The sequence below is a fragment of the Streptomyces sp. NPDC058751 genome (assembly GCF_042746485.1).
Taxonomy (GTDB): Bacteria; Actinomycetota; Actinomycetes; order Streptomycetales; family Streptomycetaceae; genus Streptomyces.
Genome location: NZ_JBHYPZ010000029.1, coordinates 82,287 through 98,584, shown reverse-complemented (window position 1 = coordinate 98,584; position 16,298 = coordinate 82,287). Strand labels below are relative to the sequence as shown.

The 16,298-nt window shown below is 73.6% G+C and carries 17 protein-coding genes and 1 riboswitch; of the genes, 8 read left to right on the top strand and 9 right to left on the bottom strand.

What is annotated here, in order from left to right:
• Positions 1 to 100: 100 nt before the first annotated feature.
• The 3 genes from ACFW6B_RS25750 to ACFW6B_RS25740 form a co-directional block, all read right to left on the bottom strand.
• Entirely contained in the window at positions 101 to 499 is a 399-nt protein-coding gene (locus tag ACFW6B_RS25750) for a DUF3040 domain-containing protein (RefSeq protein ID WP_386599200.1), read from the bottom strand.
• Positions 500 to 771: 272 nt separating this feature from the next.
• Positions 772 to 1,542: a methyltransferase gene (locus ACFW6B_RS25745; protein WP_386599198.1), complete on the bottom strand. Its 771-nt coding sequence runs from the start codon at positions 1,540 to 1,542 to the stop codon at positions 772 to 774.
• 189 nt (positions 1,543 to 1,731) lie between these two features.
• The gene (locus ACFW6B_RS25740) at positions 1,732 to 2,316 is read right to left on the bottom strand and encodes an SAV_6107 family HEPN domain-containing protein (RefSeq protein WP_386599196.1); all 585 of its coding nucleotides are present in this window, start codon (positions 2,314 to 2,316) and stop codon (positions 1,732 to 1,734) included.
• Positions 2,317 to 2,492: 176 nt separating this feature from the next.
• On the opposite strand from ACFW6B_RS25740, the gene ACFW6B_RS25735 reads away from it, so the two are divergent.
• The 5 genes from ACFW6B_RS25735 to ACFW6B_RS25715 all read left to right on the top strand — a co-directional run bounded on the left by ACFW6B_RS25735 (position 2,493) and on the right by ACFW6B_RS25715 (position 8,881).
• A complete protein-coding gene (locus ACFW6B_RS25735; RefSeq protein WP_386599194.1) occupies positions 2,493 to 3,521 on the top strand; it encodes an ATP-binding cassette domain-containing protein in 1,029 nt (342 codons plus the stop codon).
• A complete protein-coding gene (locus ACFW6B_RS25730; RefSeq protein WP_386599192.1) occupies positions 3,508 to 5,592 on the top strand; it encodes a YhgE/Pip family protein in 2,085 nt (694 codons plus the stop codon). Before ACFW6B_RS25735 ends, ACFW6B_RS25730 begins: the two co-directional genes overlap by 14 nt.
• Before the next feature lie 35 nt (positions 5,593 to 5,627).
• Positions 5,628 to 6,257 carry a TetR/AcrR family transcriptional regulator gene (locus ACFW6B_RS25725; protein WP_386599190.1) on the top strand — a complete coding sequence of 210 codons (630 nt, stop codon included), beginning with the start codon at positions 5,628 to 5,630 and terminating at the stop codon, positions 6,255 to 6,257.
• 411 nt (positions 6,258 to 6,668) lie between these two features.
• Entirely contained in the window at positions 6,669 to 7,307 is a 639-nt protein-coding gene (locus ACFW6B_RS25720; RefSeq protein ID WP_386599189.1) for a DUF4126 domain-containing protein, read from the top strand.
• Positions 7,308 to 7,342: 35 nt separating this feature from the next.
• Entirely contained in the window at positions 7,343 to 8,881 is a 1,539-nt protein-coding gene (locus ACFW6B_RS25715; RefSeq protein ID WP_386599187.1) for a phytoene desaturase family protein, read from the top strand.
• Positions 8,882 to 8,932: 51 nt separating this feature from the next.
• Here the strand turns inward: ACFW6B_RS25715 and ACFW6B_RS25710 are convergent, their stop codons facing one another.
• From ACFW6B_RS25710 to ACFW6B_RS25685, 6 genes are all read right to left on the bottom strand, one after another.
• Complete coding sequence (locus tag ACFW6B_RS25710; protein WP_386599186.1) at positions 8,933 to 9,934, bottom strand: hypothetical protein; 1,002 nt, start codon at positions 9,932 to 9,934, stop codon at positions 8,933 to 8,935.
• Between the two features lie 56 nt (positions 9,935 to 9,990).
• Positions 9,991 to 10,914 (bottom strand): methylenetetrahydrofolate reductase [NAD(P)H], encoded by a 924-nt coding sequence (gene metF, locus ACFW6B_RS25705; RefSeq protein WP_386599185.1) that lies wholly within the window; start codon positions 10,912 to 10,914, stop codon positions 9,991 to 9,993.
• A 128-nt stretch (positions 10,915 to 11,042) separates the two neighbouring features.
• Positions 11,043 to 11,702 carry a thiamine phosphate synthase gene (gene thiE, locus ACFW6B_RS25700; RefSeq protein ID WP_386599184.1) on the bottom strand — a complete coding sequence of 220 codons (660 nt, stop codon included), beginning with the start codon at positions 11,700 to 11,702 and terminating at the stop codon, positions 11,043 to 11,045.
• 89 nt (positions 11,703 to 11,791) lie between these two features.
• Positions 11,792 to 12,163 carry an Rv2175c family DNA-binding protein gene (locus ACFW6B_RS25695; RefSeq protein ID WP_037623283.1) on the bottom strand — a complete coding sequence of 124 codons (372 nt, stop codon included), beginning with the start codon at positions 12,161 to 12,163 and terminating at the stop codon, positions 11,792 to 11,794.
• A 64-nt stretch (positions 12,164 to 12,227) separates the two neighbouring features.
• Positions 12,228 to 13,466, bottom strand: coding sequence for an NAD(P)/FAD-dependent oxidoreductase (locus ACFW6B_RS25690; RefSeq protein WP_386599181.1), 1,239 nt, complete (start codon positions 13,464 to 13,466; stop codon positions 12,228 to 12,230).
• Positions 13,467 to 13,498: 32 nt separating this feature from the next.
• Positions 13,499 to 13,876, bottom strand: a complete 378-nt coding sequence (locus ACFW6B_RS25685; RefSeq protein ID WP_386599179.1) for a hypothetical protein — start codon at positions 13,874 to 13,876, stop codon at positions 13,499 to 13,501.
• A gap of 52 nt (positions 13,877 to 13,928) precedes the next feature.
• A riboswitch (TPP riboswitch) is annotated at positions 13,929 to 14,041 on the top strand.
• Here ACFW6B_RS25685 and thiO point away from each other — a divergent pair.
• The 3 genes from thiO (at position 14,039) to ACFW6B_RS25670 (ending at position 16,215) form a co-directional block, all read left to right on the top strand.
• A complete protein-coding gene (gene thiO / locus ACFW6B_RS25680; RefSeq protein WP_386599178.1) occupies positions 14,039 to 15,220 on the top strand; it encodes a glycine oxidase ThiO in 1,182 nt (393 codons plus the stop codon). It overlaps the preceding riboswitch by 3 nt.
• A complete protein-coding gene (gene thiS, locus ACFW6B_RS25675; RefSeq protein ID WP_386599176.1) occupies positions 15,217 to 15,417 on the top strand; it encodes a sulfur carrier protein ThiS in 201 nt (66 codons plus the stop codon). The genes thiO and thiS overlap by 4 nt, the downstream gene beginning before the upstream one ends.
• A gap of 3 nt (positions 15,418 to 15,420) precedes the next feature.
• Entirely contained in the window at positions 15,421 to 16,215 is a 795-nt protein-coding gene (locus tag ACFW6B_RS25670; protein WP_386599174.1) for a thiazole synthase, read from the top strand.
• Positions 16,216 to 16,298: the final 83 nt, after the last annotated feature.

The following is a 16,298-nucleotide window of genomic DNA, read 5'->3' as shown; positions in this document are numbered from 1 at the left end:
GGGGCCCCCGGCCACACCACCGAACCGGTTGGGGGCCTCCACCCCGTCCCGGGGGCCCCCCCCCCTCACGTATGCGTGTGTGCGACGGCGGGGCCGGGGCTCAGTGGCCGCCCTGCTCGTCGCGGCGACGCTGCCAGCGCTGTTCGATCCGGTCCATCATGGAACGGTGCTGTCGGCCCTGCCGGCGAGCGGCGGACGAGCCCGGAACGGTCGGCTGTTCACCCGGCTTGGGAGCTTTGCGCCAGCCGGTGACGGCGAGCACCGCGCAGCCCAGCATGACGAGGAAGCCCACCACGCTCAGCCAGATCTGGACCGCGACCATTCCGGCCATGAGGAGCGCGATACCCACCAGGAAGCCTGCGACCGCTTGGTAGACCCGTCGCCGGGTGTACGTACGCAGCCCGCTTCCCTCAAGCGCTGTCGCGAACTTGGGATCTTCGGCGTACAGCGCTCGCTCCATCTGCTCGAGCATTCGCTGCTCGTGCTCCGAGAGCGGCACGGAGTCCTCCTCATCGTGCAGTCGCCGGGGCGACCGGGGGTCCCCTTCAGGATAGGCAGGGAATCGGCCCCGTGAAACCCGCCCTCTACGCCAATTCGCCGACCGGAACCCGGCACGGCGCCCCGATGCGCTGAGGCGTGCATTCCCCAGCGACCGGCCCGTCATGCCGGACGGTCTCCCCCGATCATACGGCGCCGAGCACTCGATCGGGTGGTCTGTGGCGTACTCCATCCGCCGCCGAGCCCCTGATCAGCGGCGCACCGTGGGGCCGCTCAGACCTCTGCGGCCCCTCGAGCCTCACCGAGCACATGGAGCTGTGTGGCCACGGAGTGGAACGCGGCGAGTTCGGCCGCGGCCGCCTCCAGCTTCAGCAGGGCGTCCAGGGCGCCCGGCTCGGTGTCCACCAGGACCCCCGGCACCAGGTCCGCGAAGACCCGGACGCCGTGCACGGCGGCGACGTGCAGGCCGGCGCCCGCGACCAGGGAGGTGAGCTGCTCGGCGGTGAACCGGTGCGGAACGGGATCGCTCTCGCCCCAGCGTCCGTCCGGGTCGTCGAGCGCGTGCCGGGCCTCCTTGAAGTGCCCGGCGAGGGCGCGGGCCAGCACGGCACCGCCCAGGCCTGCGGCGAGGAGGCTGAGTACGCCCTCGGGGCGCAGCGCGTCCACGACGTTGCGGACGCCCTCGGCCGGGTCGTCCACGTATTCGAGCACGCCGTGGCACAGCACGGCGTCGTAGCGGCCCCGCTCGACCACGTCGAAGAGGCCGTGGGCGTCGCCCTGGACGCCCTGGACGCGGTCGGCGACGCCGGCCTCGGCGGCACGCCGCTCCAGCGCGAACAGCGCGTTCGGGCTGGGGTCCACGACGGTGACACGGTGCCCGAGGCGGGCCACGGGCACGGCGAAGTTGCCGCTGCCGCCGCCCGTGTCGAGCACGTCGAGCGAATCCCGCCCGGCGGCCTTGACCTGACGGTCCAGGGCGTCCTTGAGGACCTCCCAGACGACGGCGGTACGGAGAGAAGCGCGGGGGCGCATCGGGTCCGACACGGCAGTTGACTCCTCGGCGCGGCACCGCCCGGTGAACGGCGGAGCGATGTTCGGGCCTCCCGGCGGGGAGGCAGCAGGCGCCTCCACCCTATTGCCTCCGCCGCCGTGACCGGTCCCCCGTCTCACGCGCGCCGGGTCACCCGGGCGACGCGCGCGGGACCGCCCGCGGTCCGCGCGGGGTCCCTCCGGTCAACCCGCGCCCGGAACCCCCCTTTCCGGCCCGCCCGCCCCGCCCGGCCCGCCCGCCCCGCCCGGCCCGTCCGGGCCCCGGCCGGGCCGGGGCAGCACGGGCTGCAGCGACAGCATGCGTTCGACCAGGCGCAGGAACATGTGGACGTCACGTATCAGGTCGTCGGCGTCGCGGGTGCCGGCCGCTCCCTGGATGCCGGCCTCGGCGCGGGCACGGCGGGTGGCTCCCGAGGCGAACAGCGCGCTCCACTCGGTCAGTTCGGGAGCGATCTCGGGGAGTACTTCCCAGGCGCTGCGGATCCGGGCCCGGCGCCGGGACGCGGGCTCCGGGCGGGCACGCGCGGCGAGGACGGCGGCCGCGGTGCGCAGCGCGGCCAAGTGGGCCGTCGCGTAACGCTCGTTGGGCGTCTCCAGGGCCGCCGCCTCGTCGAGGGCGGCGCGGGCCTGGGAGAGCAGGTCGAGGGCGGCGGGCGGGGCCGTGGCCCGACGGGGCACGGGGTGGACGTCGCCCGCCGGTCCGGGCAGTGAGGGGGCAGGGCCGGTGGCGCGGCGCCGACGGGCGGCGGCTGCGGACGAGCTGGCCATGACGAACCTCCTGTCGTCGTGTGACGGCACTGTGGCCGTATGTGCACATCGTGCGGTATGCCACTGACAATCCGTTCTGACCTGCGCTTTTGCTTCGATCGACAGTTCGGGTTAGTTTTTGCACTGACCAGTCAGTTCAAAAGTGGTTCGATGTGTTCCAGAGGATGGGGGGAGCTGTGGACGGTCCGCACGGACTGCGCCTCGCGGCCGAGGACTTCGGACTCGACGGACCCCGCGGACGGGTTTTCCGCGGGGTCCGTCTCGACGCGGAGCCCGGTTCGCTCGTCGCGATCGAGGGACCGTCGGGATCCGGCCGCACCTGCCTGCTGCTCGCCCTGACGGGCCGGATGAAGGCCACCGAGGGGACGGCGGCCGTGGGTCCGTCGAGGCTGCCGAAGCAGCTGGCGGCGGTGCGCCGCGTGAGCGCGCTCGCGCACGTGCCCGGGGTCACGGACCTCGACCCCGCGCTGACCGTCGGGGAGCACCTGCGGGAACGGGCCCTGCTGCAGCGGCGGTTCGGGGGATCGCTGCGCGCCCTGCTGCGGCCTCGCGGCGAGCGGGCGGGCGAGACCGGGGCACGGATCGGTGCCGCGCTCGCGGCCTCCGGGCTCGACCCGGACACGCTGCCCAAGGGACCGAGGACCGCCGTGCGCGATCTGGAACGGGTCGAGACGCTGCGGCTGTCGCTCGCGCTGGCCCTGATCGGCCGCCCGCGCCTGCTCGGCGTCGACGACACCGACCTCAAGCTCTCGGACGCCGAACGGGCCGAGGTCTGGGCCCTGTTGGCGTCCATCGCCGCGTCCGGCACGACGGTCGTGGCGGTGTGCAGCGAGGCTCCCGAGGGCGCCGTCGTCGTGTCCACCGCACCGGCCGCCACGACGGGGACCGCCGACGGGGAGAACGCCGTCACCAGCACCAGCACCGTCACCCGCGCCGCGACCGGCACGGAGGCGGCGGCGGACGCAGACGCAGACGCGAAAACGAAGGCGAAGGCGACCGCGAAGGCAGACGCGGACGTGAAGGCAGACGTGAAGACGGAGGCGGAAACGAAGGCGAAGGCGGCCGTCGCTTCCGGCACCGCTCCCGAAGCCGACGCCACCGACACGGGAACCGGAACTGCCGGCACCTCCGACGCCGACGCCGACAGCGACAGCGACAGCGACAGCGGGAAGCACGACAGGAAGACGACCGATGCGCTCGCCTGAACTGGCCTTTCTCGAACTCCGCCGCTTCGGCCGGGGCAAGCTCCCGCGCGCAGCCCTGGTCGCGCTCCTGCTGCTGCCCCTGCTGTACGGCGCCCTCTACCTGTGGTCGTTCTGGGACCCCTACAGCCGTCTCGACCGCATCCCCGTGGCGCTGGTGAACGACGACGAGGGAGCCACGGCCGACGGCCGACGGCTCTCTGTCGGGGACACCATCACCGAAGGGCTGCACGACAGCGACACCTTCGAGTGGCACGAGGTGACCTCGGCCGAGGCCCGCCGGGGCGTGGAGGACGGCACGTACTACCTGTCGCTGACCATGCCGGGCGACTTCAGCAGGAGGATCGCGTCCAGCTCCGGGACCTCGCCCGAGACGAGCGCGCTCCAGGTGCGGACCAACGACGCGAACAACTACATCGTCGGACAGATCTCCCGCACGGTGTTCGGCGAGGTGCGCAGGGCCGCCTCCACGAAGGCCTCGCGTTCGTTCCTCGACAAGATCTTCGTCTCGTTCTCCGACATCCACGGGAAGACCGTGCAGGCGGCCGACGGCGCCGACCGGCTCAGCGGTGGCATCGGCAAGGCGAAGAAGGGCTCCAAGGACCTCGCGGACGGTCTGAAGGAGGCCAAGAAGGGCAGCGGGAAGCTCTCGGGGGGCCTCAGGAAGATCACCACGGGGGCGGGCGACCTGGAGGACGGTTCGCGGCAGGTCGCGGACGGCACCCGGGCGCTGGCCGACAAGGTCGACGGGGTCGCGGACGAGGTGGGCCCCTTCCTGGAGGACAACGAGAAGTCGATCGGCGACGCGGCCCGGCTGGTCGCCGACTCCGCCGCGGGGATCCGCCACAACCTCGGCACCCTGGTGAAGACGGCCCCGGCCGCGGCCAAGGGCGCGCACACCGCCTCCGACGCGCTGGACGCCGTCCACCGCGCGCGGTGCGAGACCCTGCCGGTCCCCGACCCGGCGTGTCCCGAGCTGACGAAGGCCACGAAGGCCGCGGCCGACGTCGTCAAGGTCGCCGACGACGTGAACGTCCTGATCGGCGACCAGGACGGCGACCTCGCCGAGCTGGACAAGAACCTGGTGACCCTGGAGAAGCGGGCCCGCGCCCTCGCCGCCCGCTCGCCGCACCTCTCCGAGGACCTCGACGACGCCGTCTCCAAGGTCGACAAGCTGAACGAGGGAGCCGCAGCCGTCGCCGACGGCGCGAAGCGGCTGCACTCCGCCCTCGGCACCGCCAGGACCGGGGCGACGTCCCTCGACAAGGGCGTCGGCCGGCTGAAGACCGGCGCGAACACCCTGGACGGCGGCCTGTACAAGCTCGTCGACGGCTCCGGGAAGCTGGCGGGCGGCCTGCACGACGGCGCCGAGCGGATCCCCGACTACGACAAGTCCGACCGCGACCTGCGCACCGAGGTCATGGCCGACCCGGTGCGCATGGCCTCCGAGGACCTGCACGAGGCGCCGAACTACGGCACCGGATTCGCCCCCTACTTCATCCCGCTGTCCCTGTGGGTCGGCGCGATGGTCGCGTACATGCTGATCCAGCCGCTGAACCGGCGCGCTCTCGCGGCGGGCGCCTCGGCCTGGCGCATCGCGCTGGCGGGCTGGCTGCCGGTCGCCGTCGTCGGCGTCCTGCAGACGGCCGCCCTGATGGCGGTGCTGCACTGGGCGGTCGGCCTCCAGATGGCGCGGGCGGCGGGAACGGTCGGCTTCCTGTTCCTGGTGACGGCCTGCTTCGCGGCGATCGTGCAGTGGCTGAACGCCCGCTTCGGGGCCGCGGGCCGGATCCTCGTCCTGGCCTTCCTGATGCTCCAGCTCACGTCGGCCGGCGGCACCTACCCCGTCCAGACCAGTCCGGGCTTCTTCAACGCGATCCACCCCTACCTGCCGATGAGTTACGTCGTCGAGGCCCTCCGCCGGCTCATCACCGGCGGCGGCCTGGAACCGGTGGGGACCGCGTGCGCCGTGCTGACGGCCTTCACGGCGGGCGCGCTCGCGCTCACCGCCCTGACGGCGCGCCGCAAGCAGGTGTGGACCCTGGACCGGCTGCATCCGGAGCTGAGCCTGTGACCACGCGCGCGGGCGCTCCTGTGACAATCGGTGCCATGGAAAGCAGCAGCATCACGGCGGGCGGTGGCGGCCGCCGCGAGGCGACCAGGCAGAAGCTCTACGAGGCGGCCGTCACCCTGATCGCCGAACAGGGCTTCTCCGCCACCACGGTGGACGAGATCGCCGAGCGGGCCGGTGTCGCGAAGGGCACGGTCTACTACAACTTCGCGAGCAAGTCGGTCCTCTTCGAAGAGCTGCTGCGCCACGGCGTCGGGCTGCTCACCGCCTCGCTGCGGGAGGCGGCGGAGAAGACCGACCGGGACGGCGGCAGCAAGGTCGACGCGCTGGACGCGATGATCCGGGCCGGGCTCGTCTTCATCAGCCGGTATCCGGCGTTCACCCAGCTCTACGTGGCGGAGCTCTGGCGCACCAACCGGGCCTGGCAGTCCACGCTGATGGTGGTGCGGCAGCAGGCGGTGGCGGTCGTCGAGGGCGTGTTGCGCGACGGGGTGGCGGGCGGCGAGCTCAGCGACGAGATCGACATCCCGCTGACGGCGGCGGCACTGGTCGGGATGGTCCTGGTGGCCGCCCTGGACTGGCAGGCGTTCCAGCCGGAGCGCTCCCTGGACGACGTCCACGCGGCGCTGTCCCGGCTCCTCCAGGGCCGCGTGAGCGGCCACCGCTGAGCCGGAGCCACGAGGCCCGCACCGGACGCGCGACCGGCCGCCGCGCACCGGGCGCCACACGCACGAGAGCGCCGGTACGGCCGGCCGCGTCCCCCGCGGGCCGTCCCTACCGGCGCTTCGCCGTGCTCCCCCGTACCCCCGTCTGCCCCCGTTCGGCCGTCCCCCCGGGTCCCCCGTGTCTCGCTCCCGCCGGCCGGACCGGCGGAAGGAGCGGCCAAGGGCGCGGGTTCCGTTCCGCCGCCCCGTGCCGGCGGTACCGGAACCGCGCCCCTCTCCGTGCCTCCACTCTGTCGTTCACGCAGGTCGCAGCCCATCCGTGCGCCTACTCATCTCTCCCTGTAGGTACGGATACTCAGGCATACGTGCTCAGACCCAGGACACCCCCGTCGCCCACTGGCTACGATCCCCTCCGTGTCCGTACTCCCTCTGGTCCTCACCAGCGGCTGGGCCAGCGGTGTCAACGCGTACGCGGTGGTGCTGCTCCTCGGCCTCTTCGGCGCGACCGGCCTGACCGACGACGTCCCGGAGGCCTTGCAGCGCCCTGAGATCCTGGTCACGGTCGGCGTCCTCTTCCTCTGCGAGGCGGTCGCCGACAAGATCCCGTACGTCGACTCGGTGTGGGACTCCGTGCACACCGTGGTCCGGCCGGCGATGGGCGCCTGGGTCGGGGCGCTGCTCGCCGGGCAGAGCGACGCCGTCCCGGACCTGACGGCGGCCCTGCTCGGCGGTTCGACCGCGCTGGCGAGCCACCTGGTCAAGGCCGGGACGCGGATGGCGGTCAACACCTCGCCCGAGCCCTTCAGCAACATCGTCGTGAGCATCGCCGAGGACCTCGGGGTGGCGGGCGTCATCACCCTGGCGGTCTTCCATCCCTGGGCCGCGGCGACCGTCGCCGGTGTCCTGCTCCTCACCGGGCTCACGGTGCTCTGCTTCCTCGTCTCGCGCATCAGACGGTTCCTGCGCCGCCGGGCACAGCGCCGGGAGGAGCGGCGGACGGTCGCGGCGGCGGGCCGGCCGCCCGGCGGTGCGCCGTGGACGGACGGCGGCTGACGGGACTGCCGGCGGGGGCGGATAAAGTCGCCGCCATGGGACGGATCGCGGTGATCGGCGCCGGGATGGGCGCGATGGCGGCCGCCGCCCGGCTGGCCGTCGCGGGCCACCGGGTGGTGGTGTACGAGCGGACGGAGACGTACGGCGGTGCGGTGCGCCGCTTCGAACGGGACGGCTTCGCCTTCGACACGGGCCCGGGGCTGCTCCCGGTGCCGGCGGTCTACCGCGACCTGTTCGTCAAGACCGGGAAGCGGCCCCTGGAGGAGTGCGTCGAGCTGGTGCGGGTCGACCCGTCGGCCGACCACGTCTTCGCGGACGGCACCCGGGTGTCCCTGCCGAACGTCTCGCGCGCGGGTGTGCTCACCGCGCTGGACGAAGCGCTCGGCGACGGCGCGGGCGCCCGCTGGGGCGACTTCCTGGTGCGGGCCCGCGAGGCGTGGGACCGCTCGCGCCGGCCGCTCCTGGAGGAGCCCCTGTGGCCCAACTGGACGGTGCTGGCCGAGCGCGAGCCCTACCCCTCGGTGCCCCACAGGAGACTGCTGCGCACCCGCCGGGCCGGGACCCTCGCTGAGGTCGCCGCCCGGGAACTGCGCGACCCGCGCCTGACGGCCCTCCTGGAGAGCCACGCCCTGGCGTACGGGCTCGACCCGCACAGCACGCCGGCGAGCGCCGCCGTGCTGCCGTACATGGACCACGCCTTCGGCACCTGGTACGTGCGCGGCGGCATCCGGGAGCTGGCGCGCGCCGTGTACGAGCGGTGTCTGGAGCGCGGGGTCGAGTTCAGGTTCGACACCCCGGTCGAGCGGATCGTCGAGAGGGACGGCCGGGCCGCCGGCGTGGAGCTCTCCCGCGACGGCTCCGCGGCTTCCGGCACCGGGGACGGGCCGGGGACCTCGGGGGCCTTCGAGCAGGCGGACTTCGTGGTCGCGGGCGTGGCGCCGGGCGTCCTGGACGGTCTGGTGACCGGGGCCGCGCTCCGGGGCGGTGACGAGGTGCCGCCGCAGCCGGGCGCGGCCGGCAGGCTGACGCTGCTGCTCGCGCTGCGCGGCGGCCGTCCGGCCGGGACGGCGCACCGCACGGTGGTCCACTCGGCCGACCGCGACGGCGAACTGGAGCGGCTCTTCGGGGAGCGTCCCGGGGTGCCCGCCGCGCCGACCGTGGTGGTGGCGCGTCCGGACGACCCGGCGCTCGTCCCGGACGCGGAGCACGAGGCGGTCGCCCTGACCGTCACGGTCCCGTCCGGCGCCCGGGTGTCGCAGGAGGACGTGGAGCGGGTCCTCGACGCCGCCGGGCGGGCCCTGCCGGGTCTGCGCGAGCGGCTGCTGTGGCACGAGGTCCGTACCCCGGCCGACATCGCGGAGGAGACCGGCGCGGAGGGCGGCGCGGTGCCCGCCCCGGCGCTCGCCGCGGGGGACGGCCGGCTGCTGCACCCGTCGAACACCACGCGGGTACCGGGGCTGTTCGCGGCCGGGGGCTGGGCACACCCCGGCGGCGGTCTGCCGCACGCCGGGATGTCGGGCGCCCTGGTGGCCGGGCTGATCGTGGAAGGGCCGGGGTTCCAGGGCTCGCAGTAGGGGAACGGGCGGACGACGGCGCGGGGAGACCCGGGGCCGCCGTCCGGCAGGTCAGTAGCGGTACTGCTGCTCGTCGTACCCGGCGTTGCCGTTGCCCTGGTAGGGGTACTGCTGCTGCTCGGGCGGGAGTTCCCCGCCGTACTCGTCGGTGCGCTGCTGCGGCACCCAGACGCCGCTGGCCGGGGTCTCGCCGCCGTACGTGCCGGTGGCGTACTGGTCCTGGCCGTAGTTCTGCTGCTGGGCGTAGCCCTGGTCGCCGCCGTTGTAGGCGCTCTGGTCGTACGTGGCGCCCGTGTACGTCTGCTGGCCGGTGTACGGGTCCGTGTAGCCGGCGTACTGCTGCTGGTCGGTGCCGTAGCCGTACTGCTGCTGGTCGTAGCCCGTGTAGCCGTCGTACGCGTAGGCCTGCTGGTTCTGGCCCGTCGAATAGACCTGCTCGTTCTGGCCCGTCGAATAGACCTGCTGGTCCTGGGAGGCGGACGCGCCGGCGTAGGACTGGTCGGTGGCGGCGGCGTACGCGGTGGAGTCGTAGACACCGTAGGTGCCGGTCTCCTCGGGCAGGGGCTGCGGCTCGTACACCGAGGTCGACTCGGCGGCCGTGGGCTCGGCCGGCTCCGGGGGCGTGAAGCGGTCGGACGGGGCGGGCGTGAAGACGTCGTCCTCGTCGGCGTACGGGTCCTCGCGGCGGTAGGCGGCCACCTCGACCTCTTCGAGGTCGGAGCCCTCCTCCGCCTGGTCCGTGTCCTCCGGCTCGCCCCGGCGGCGCTTGAGGAGGCTGCCGGGCCCGTCCTCGGCGGAGGGGCCCTTGATGGCCCAGCCCTGCGCGAAGCCCTGGCGGAACGACAGCGTCACATAGGTCTGGCCGACCGTGAAGGCGGCCGCGCCCAGACCGATGACCACGACCGAGTGCATCAGGACGCCGAGCACCACGCCGAGGAAGCCGACGAAGGCGAGCAGCCTGAAGCGCAGCCTCGCCTTGTACTGCAGCAGCACCTCACCGAGCAGCCACAGCGCGACGATGCCGAATGCCAGATAGAGGACCGTCAAGCCCATGTACGCCCCTCTCCCAGTGGCCGCTACGCAGTGTGTCGTACGCGGGTGCGGCCGGTCTAGGCCTGCTGCGGGTGGTGCAGGCCCAGATTCTCGTAGATTTCCAGTGTCGCTGTGGAGTTGTTGAGCGTGATGAAGTGCAGTCCGGGGACTCCCTCGGCCAGCAGCCTCGCACAGAACTCCGTAGCGAACTCGATCCCGATCGAGCGTACAGCCGCCGCATCGTCTTTGACTGTGAGGATCCGCTCTTTCAGGACGTCCGGGAACGAAGCGTTCGAGAGTTTGGGCAGCCGTTCCAACATCTTCACACTTGTCACGGGCATGACTTCAGGGATGACCGGTGTCTCGCAACCCGCCGCGTCCACACGGTCACGCAGACGGAGGTAGGACTCCGGCTGGAAGAACATCTGCGTGATCGCGTAGTCGGCGCCGGCGCGGCACTTGTCGACGAAGTGGGACACGTCGAGGTCCCACTCCGTGGACCGGGGGTGCATCTCCGGGAAGGCCGCGACCCCGACGCAGAAGTCGCCGGACTCCTTGATGAGGCGCACCAGTTCGGCCGCGTAGGTCAGCCCCTGGGGGTGGGGGACCCACTCGCCCATGGGGTCGCCGGGCGGGTCCCCGCGCACCGCGAGCATGTTGCGGATGCCCGCGTCCGCGTACTGCCCGATGATGTTGCGCAGCTCGGCGATCGAGTGGTCGACCGCGGTGAGGTGCGCGACCGGGGTGAGGGTCGTGTCGAGGACGATCTGCTCGGTCTCCTTGACCGTGCCGGCCCGCGTGGAACCGCCGGCCCCGTAGGTCACGGAGACGAAGTCGGGCGCCACGGCCTCGACCCGCCGCAGGGCGTTCCACAGGTTCCGCTCGCCCTTGGGGGTCTTCGGCGCCGAGAACTCGAAGGAAAAGGTCTGCTTGCCGGTGGCGAGCATGTCGCGCACGGTGCGCGCGCGGTCAGTCCTGGTGGAAGCGGATCCGAGGGCCATATCGGCAGGTTAGCCAGCGGGCGCCGCTCCCCCAACCGAACCGCTGGTTTTTGTCCGATCTGTCGATTTCTTGTCCACCCCTCGGACGGTTGCCCCTCCGCGACGCCCGGCGTACGGCCGCCGGGCCCTCACAACGCGCGCAGCCGCTTCGCGAATTCGGCCGCCGCCGCGCCCGGGTCGTCCGCCTCGGTGATCGCCCGTACGACGACGACGCGGCGGGCGCCCGCTTCGAGCACCTCGTCCAGCCGGCCGAGGTCGATGCCGCCGATCGCGAACCAGGGGCGGGCGGTGCCGAGGGCCGCCGTGGCGCGGACCAGGCCGAGTCCGGGTGCGTGGCGGCCGGGCTTGGTGGGGGTGGGCCAGCAGGGGCCGGTGCAGAAGTAGTCCACGCCCTCCTGGACGGCGGCGGCCGCGGCCTCGGCCTCGGAGTGCGTGGAACGGCCGACGAGCACGTCGTCGCCGAGGATCGCGCGGGCCGCGGGGACCGGCAGGTCTCCCTGGCCCAGGTGCAGGACGTCGGCGCGGGCGGCGTGGGCCACGTCCGCCCGGTCGTTGACCGCGAGGAGCTTGCCGTGCCGGGCGCAGGCGTCCGCGAAGACCTCCAGGTGCTCCAGCTCCTCCCCCGCCTCCATGCCCTTGTCGCGGAGCTGCACGATGTCGACGCCGCCCGCGAGGACCGCGTCGAGGAACCCGGGGAGGTCGCCCTGGCGTCTGCGGGCGTCCGTGCACAGGTAGACGCGGGCGTCGGCGAGGCGGTCCCGGGCGGTCGTGGCGGCGTTCTCGGGCATGCGTGGTCCCCCGTTGTCGGTGCGCGGGGAGCGCGGCGGCCGGGACGGTCCCGCCGCCGCTCTCCCCGTGCCGGACGGTCTCTGTCAGGTCAGACGGCGAGCGCCTGGGCGCGGCGCTTCACCTCCGTGCCGCGATTCTCGCTGAGAGCCTGCGCGGGGGTGCCGGGCAGGGTCGGGTCGGGGGTGAAGAGCCACTCCAGGGCCTCTTCGTCGGAGAAGCCGTCGTCCCTCAGGAGCGTCAGGGTGCCGGCCAGGCCCTTGACGACCTTCTGCTCGGCCACGTCGATGAAGTCGGCGGGGACGTGCAGCGCGCGGTTCTCACCACGGCGTACGGCGATCAGCTGGCCTTCCTTGACCAGCTGCCGGACGCGTGTCACCTCGACGCCGATCTGTTCGGCGATGTCGGGGAGGGTGAGCCAGGCGGGGACGAGAGCATCGATCTTTGCGTCAATCTCGGTCACGGGACAAGCGTGCCATCCCGCACCGACAGTCGGAAGCCGAGGGCGTCCGACCCGGGGTGACGGATCAGGCCGTGGCTCCCTTCAGCGGCCTCGCCGGGTCCGCGAGCAGTTCCGGGTCCATGGCGGCGCCCGCCTCGATCAGCCTGCGGCCCTGGGCGAGGTCCCGCGGGCGGCCCACCGCCAGGAGGGCGACGAGCCGCGCCCCGCGCAGCCAGCACACCGACCAGGAGGCGCCCGCGGGGTCGCCGCGCCACACCAGGGTGTCGGCCGGCGTGTGGTGGCCGACGTACTGCACGAAACGGCCGAACTGCTCGGACCAGAAGTACGGCACGGGGTCGTAGGCGGCGGGCGTCTGGCCGACGATGTTCAGGGCGACCGTGCGCGGGCCCTGGAGGGCGTTGTCCCAGTGGTGGACGAGGAGGCGCTCCCCGTAGCGTCCGGACGGGAAGGAGGCGCAGTCGCCGACCGCGTAGACGTCCGGCAGGGAGGTGCGCAGGTGGTCGTCGGCGACGATCTCGCGGTGGGCGCCGAGTTCGATGCCGGAGCCTGCGGTCCAGGCGGTGGCGGGCCGCGCGCCGATCCCGACCACGACGGCGCCCGCGGGCACCCGGGAGCCGTCGTCCAGGACCACCGCGCCGGGCTCGACGCGCTCCACGCGCGCGCCGGTGCGCAGCGAGGCCCCGCTGTCCGCGTACCAGGCGGCCATGGGGGCGGCCACCTCGGCGGGCAGCGCCCCGGCGAGCGGCCGGTCGGCGGCCTCGACGACCGTGACCGCGCAGCCCGCCTCGCGCGCCGCCGTGGCGAACTCGGCGCCGATCCAGCCCGCCCCGACCACCACGATGTCGTGCTGGCGGGCGAGGACGGGGCGCAGCCGGTCGGCGTCGTCCAGGGTGCGCAGCAGATGCACGCCGGGCACGCCCTCGGCGCCGGGGAGCCGGATCGGTTCGGCTCCGGTGGCGAGGACCAGGGCGTCGTACGGGACCGCTCCCGCGTCCGTGTCCAGTTCGTGGTCGCCGGGGCGCACCCCGAGCGCCTCGCTGCCCAGCCTGAGCTCGATGTCCAGGGCCTCGAAGTCGACGTCGAAGGCGGAACCCTCCGCCTTGCCGAGCAGGACGGCCTTGGACAGCGGCGGCCGGTCGTAGGGCTGGTGCGGCTCCGCGCCGATCAGCGTGACGGTGCCGGCGAAGCCCTGTTCGCGCAGGGCGACCGCGGTCTGCACCCCGGCCATGCCCGCGCCCACCACGACGACCCGCCGTACCGGGGACCTCTGCGACGGGGACTGTGACTGCGTCTGATCGCTCACCTGATCACCATAGACACGTGACGATCCGTCAGTCAGTGGACGTGCTCGGTGACCTCTTCCACACGACGGCTCCCGCGCGGTTCCTCCACCACGCTCGTCCCCGATCCCGGACGCGACTCCCACGTCCAGGTCTCCTCCAGCCGCACGCGGCCGTCGGGCAGTTCCACGACGAGGGACACGCAGTGGCCCGAGGCGGTGGTCCCGTCGCGCCCGAGCTGCACGTACCGGAAGTCGACGCGGTCGCCCTCCCGGGTGCCCACGAGGTGTCCGCGGACGACGTCGCCGCCCGCGTAGTCGGCCCAGACCACGCCGTCCTCCTCGTGGTACGCGAACCGGGTGCCGGTGCCCACCTGGCCCGGCGCCTGGTCGGCGACGGGGACGAGGACGAGGCCGTCGAGCGGTCGTGCCATGAGCGGAGACTCCCTTACCGAGACGGACGGGGGCGGGCTAGGGTGGCCAACGTAAAGCACTCGCGGGAGCCCGGGCGCACCGGGCTGAGAGGGAGGCTGGGCGGCCTCCGACCGTACGAACCTGATCCGGGTCATGCCGGCGAAGGGAGGGGCTGGACGCCCATGCCGTCTTCACGTTCTTCGGACGTCCTCGTCGTCGGGGGCGGGATCATCGGTCTGGTGACGGCCTGGCGGGCCGCGCAGCGCGGGTTCACCACCGCGCTCGTGGACCCCGAGCCGGGCGGCGGGGCCGCGCAGGTCGCGGCCGGGATGCTGGCCGCCGTCACCGAGCTGCACTTCGGCGAGGAGACCCTGCTGGGCCTCAACCTCGCCTCGGCGCGCCGCTATCCGGACTTCGCCGCCGAGCTCACCGAGGCCACCGGCCAGGACCTCGGTTACCGCCGCAGCGGCACGCTGGCCGTCGCGCTGGACGCCGACGACCGCGCCCATCTGCGGGAACTGCACGCGCTCCAGGTGCGTTCGGGGCTGGAGTCGGAGTGGCTGAGCGGCCGTGAGTGCCGCCGTCTGGAGCCGATGCTCGCGCCCGGCGTGCGCGGGGGTCTGCGGGTGGACGGCGACCACCAGATCGACCCGCGGTGCCTCGCCGCCGCGCTGGTCACCGCGTGCGAGCGGGCCGGGGTCGTGACGCACCGGACCTGGGCGGAGCGTCTGAGCGTCGTACGGGAGCGGGCCGCCGGGGTCGTCACCACGGACGGCACCGAGCTCGGAGCGGGCCGGGTGGTGCTCGCCGGGGGCAGCCTCAGCGGGCGCCTGGCGGGCGTCCCCGACGACGTCGTGCCGCCGGTGCGCCCGGTCAAGGGGCAGGTGCTGCGGCTGACCGTCCCGCGGCACCTCGCGCCCTTCCTGGAACGCACCGTGCGGGCGGTGGTGCGCGGCAGCCAGGTCTACCTGGTGCCGCGCGAGAACGGCGAGCTCGTGGTGGGCGCGACCAGCGAGGAGCTGGGCTGGGACACCACCGTGACGGCGGGCGGCGTGTACGAACTGCTGCGCGACGCCCACGAGCTGATCCCCGGGATCACCGAACTGCCGCTCACCGAGACCCGCGCGGGCCTGCGCCCCGCCTCGCCGGACAACGCCCCGCTGCTCGGCCCGAGCGCCCTCGACGGACTGCTGCTGGCCACCGGGCACCACCGCAACGGCGTGCTCCTGACGCCGGTGACCGGTGACGTGATGGCCCACGTGCTGACCACCGGCGGTCTCCCCGCCGAAGCCCGGCCCTTCACCCCCCTGCGCTTCGGCGCCACGGCCCTCATGGAGACGCCCGCGATGGAGACGCCCGTATGAACGTCGTCGTCAACGGGGAGCGGCGGCGGATCGCCGCGGGAACCGCTCTCGGCACGCTCGTCGCGACCCTCACCCCCTCGTCGTCGGGGGTGGCCGCCGCCCTGAACGAGACCGTCGTCCCGCGCGCCGAGTGGCCGTCCACCCCGCTCGCCGAGGGTGACCGCGTCGAAGTCCTCACCGCCGTCCAAGGAGGCTGACCCATGGCAGACGACCCCTTCGTCCTCGGCGGTACGGCCTACACGTCGCGGCTGATCATGGGGACGGGCGGCGCGCCCAGCCTCGACGTGCTGGAACGCTCCCTGGTGGCGTCCGGCACGGAGCTGACGACGGTCGCGATGCGGCGCGTGGACCCGTCCGTGCACGGCTCGGTCCTGTCGGTGCTCACGCGGCTGGGCATCCGCGTCCTGCCGAACACGGCCGGCTGCCACACCGCGGGCGAGGCCGTGCTGACGGCCCGTCTGGCGCGCGAGGCGCTGGGCACCGATCTGGTCAAGCTGGAGGTCATCGCCGACGAGCGCACGCTGCTGCCCGATCCGATCGAGCTGCTGGACGCGGCGGAGACGCTGGTCGACGACGGCTTCACCGTGCTGCCGTACACGAACGACGACCCGGTGCTGGCGCGGAAGCTGGAGGACACCGGCTGTGCGGCGATCATGCCGCTCGGCTCGCCGATCGGTTCCGGGCTCGGGATCCGCAACCCGCACAACTTCGAGCTGATCGTCGAGCACGCGCGCGTGCCGGTGATCCTGGACGCGGGAGCGGGCACGGCCTCGGACGCGGCGCTCGCGATGGAGCTGGGGTGCGCGGGGGTGATGCTGGCCTCGGCGGTGACGCGGGCCCAGGAGCCCGTCCTGATGGCGGAGGCCATGCGGCACGCGGTGGAGGCGGGGCGCCTGGCCCGGCGGGCGGGGCGCATCCCGCGGCGGCACTTCGCCACGGCGTCCTCCCCCGTGGAGGGCAGGGCCGCGCTGGACCCCGAACGCCCCGCGTTCTGACGGCCGGACGGCCCCGCGTCCCGGCGGGCGGTCCACCCCGCGTTCCGCCGTCTTCCGCCCCGTCCTGCGCACTCCGGGCCGCC